Below are 2500 nucleotides of genomic sequence, written 5' to 3'. Positions count from 1 at the left end.
GAAATAGTACCTGAAACCGAATGCTTACAAACAGTTGGAGCCCGTAAGGGTGACAGCGTACCTTTTGTATAATGGGTCAGCGACTTAATTTAACGAGCAAGCTTAAGCCGATAGGTGTAGGCGTAGCGAAAGCGAGTCTTAATAGGGCGTTTTAGTTCGTTGGATTAGACCCGAAACCGAGTGATCTAGCCATGAGCAGGTTGAAGGTGCGGTAACACGCACTGGAGGACCGAACCCACGAATGTTGAAAAATTCGGGGATGACTTGTGGCTAGGGGTGAAAGGCCAATCAAACTCGGAAATAGCTGGTTCTCCGCGAAATCTATTTAGGTAGAGCGTCCTGTGAATACTCCTGGGGGTAGAGCACTGGATGGGCTATGGGGCTCACCGCCTTACTGATCCTAACCAAACTCCGAATACCAGGAAGTACTGCAGGGCAGACACACAGTGGGTGCTAACGTCCATTGTGGAGAGGGAAACAACCCTGACCGCCAGTTAAGGTCCCTAAGTTATGGCTAAGTGGGAAAGGATGTAGAGATCCCAAAACAACCAGGATGTTGGCTTAGAAGCAGCCATCATTTAAAGAAAGCGTAACAGCTCACTGGTCTAAATAAGGGTCTCCGCGCCGAAAATGTACCGGGGCTAAAGCCATACACCGAAACTGCGGGTGCGTCTTATGACGCGCGGTAGCGGAGCGTTCTGTAAGCTGATGAAGGTGGACCCGTGAGGGCTGCTGGAGGTATCAGAAGTGCGAATGCTGACATGAGTAACGATAAAGAGGGTGAGAGACCCTCTCGCCGAAAGTCCAAGGGTTCCTGCGCAACGCTAATCGGCGCAGGGTTAGCCGGCCCCTAAGGCGAGGCCGAAAGGCGTAGTCGATGGGAACGGGGTTAATATTCCCCGGCCAGTGGGTAGTGACGGATGCCGTGTATCGTATCTCCTTATTGGATTGGAGATGCGGTGAAGGTGTTCCTGGAAATAGCTCCCACACTAAGACCGTACCCGAAACCGACACAGGTGGACAGGTAGAGTATACCAAGGCGCTTGAGAGAACTGTGCTGAAGGAACTCGGCAAATTGCTCCCGTAAGTTCGCGAGAAGGGAGCCCGGTACGAAGGCAACTTTGTATCGGGGGCACAGAATAGGGGGTTGCGACTGTTTATCAAAAACACAGGGCTCTGCGAAGCCGCAAGGCGACGTATAGGGTCTGACGCCTGCCCGGTGCTGGAAGGTTAAGAGGAGGTGTGCAAGCACCGAATTGAAGCCCCAGTAAACGGCGGCCGTAACTATAACGGTCCTAAGGTAGCGAAATTCCTTGTCGGGTAAGTTCCGACCTGCACGAATGGCGTAACGACTTCCCCGCTGTCTCCAGCACAGACTCAGTGAAATTGAATTCCCCGTGAAGATGCGGGGTTCCTGCGGTCAGACGGAAAGACCCCGTGCACCTTTACTACAGCTTCACACTGGTATTCGTGATGACATGTGTAGGATAGGTGGTAGGCGTTGAACCCCGGGCGCCAGCTCGGGTGGAGCCATCCTTGAAATACCACCCTTGTCCTCATGGATATCTAACCGCGGTACTACAATATCCGGGACCGTGTGTGGCGGGTAGTTTGACTGGGGCGGTCGCCTCCCAAATGGTAACGGAGGCGCGCGAAGGTAGGCTCAGAGCGGTCGGAAATCGCTCGTTGAGTGCAATGGCATAAGCCTGCCTGACTGCGAGACTGACAAGTCGAGCAGAGACGAAAGTCGGTCATAGTGATCCGGTGGTCCCTCGTGGAAGGGCCATCGCTCAACGGATAAAAGGTACGCCGGGGATAACAGGCTGATGATGCCCAAGAGTCCATATCGACGGCATTGTTTGGCACCTCGATGTCGGCTCATCGCATCCTGGGGCTGGAGCAGGTCCCAAGGGTTTGGCTGTTCGCCAATTAAAGCGGTACGTGAGCTGGGTTCAGAACGTCGCGAGACAGTTCGGTCCCTATCTGCCGTGGGTGTAGGAAATTTGAGAGGATCTGTCCCTAGTACGAGAGGACCGGGATGGACGTACCTCTGGTGGACCTGTTGTGGCGCCAGCCGCATTGCAGGGTAGCTATGTACGGAATGGATAACCGCTGAAGGCATCTAAGCGGGAAACCAACCTCAAAACAAGATATCCCTTGAGAGCCGTGGAAGACCACCACGTCGATAGGAGGCATGTGGAAGGGTGGTAACATCCGAAGCTGAGCCTTACTAATAGCTCGATCGATCTTGATCACTCCCATTAAGCTATAATCATAAAGCTTAAATCCAAAAACAAAGCTTCAACTTGAAAACAAAAGACCAGTTCATAATGTGACTTATTCCTGCCCGGTGGCTATGGCGGGGCGCCCCCACCCGATCCCATCCCGAACTCGGAAGTGAAACGCCCCTGCGCCAATGGTACTTCGTCTTAAGACGCGGGAGAGTAGGGCGCCGCCGGGCATGAATAAAGCACATAACCTCTCAAAATAAACAGAACAT

At 53.2% G+C, this 2500-nt stretch carries 2 rRNA genes (1 of these 2 cut by a window edge); both read left to right on the top strand.

What is annotated here, in order from left to right:
* A 23S ribosomal RNA gene (locus JCM12308_RS27225) occupies window positions 1-2256 on the top strand; it begins 467 nt to the left of the window's first position.
* 90 nt (window positions 2257-2346) lie between these two features.
* Window positions 2347-2461: ribosomal RNA gene (gene rrf / locus JCM12308_RS27220) — 5S ribosomal RNA — on the top strand.
* Window positions 2462-2500: the final 39 nt, after the last annotated feature.

It is taken from the genome of Pseudovibrio denitrificans JCM 12308, assembly GCF_001310815.1.
GTDB lineage: Bacteria > Pseudomonadota > Alphaproteobacteria > Rhizobiales > Stappiaceae > Pseudovibrio > Pseudovibrio denitrificans.
This window is presented reverse-complemented; position numbering and strand designations above follow the sequence as displayed.